At 44.5% G+C, this 220-nt stretch carries 1 tRNA gene; it reads right to left on the reverse strand.

The window, feature by feature from the left end:
- Nucleotides 1–72 (reverse strand) — tRNA-Gly (locus AAEZ18_RS19875).
- Nucleotides 73–220 lie beyond the last annotated feature (148 nt).

Here is a 220-nt window from a genome sequence, read left to right on the forward strand (position 1 = left end):
GCGGCACACGAGGCTCGAACTCGTGACCTCGACCTTGGCAAGGTCGCGCTCTACCAACTGAGCTAGTGCCGCATTTTATTCTATAAGCAATGGTATTTACTTATACTATAAATTAGTATTTTATTACTCTGCCACTTTATATAAAAGTGGTGCCCGAGGCCGGAATTGAACCGGCACGACTTGTTAGTCGAGGGATTTTAAATCCCTTGTGTCTACCAAT

The organism is Pseudoalteromonas sp. 19-MNA-CIBAN-0066 (assembly GCF_040308705.1).
GTDB lineage: Bacteria > Pseudomonadota > Gammaproteobacteria > Enterobacterales > Alteromonadaceae > Pseudoalteromonas > Pseudoalteromonas nigrifaciens.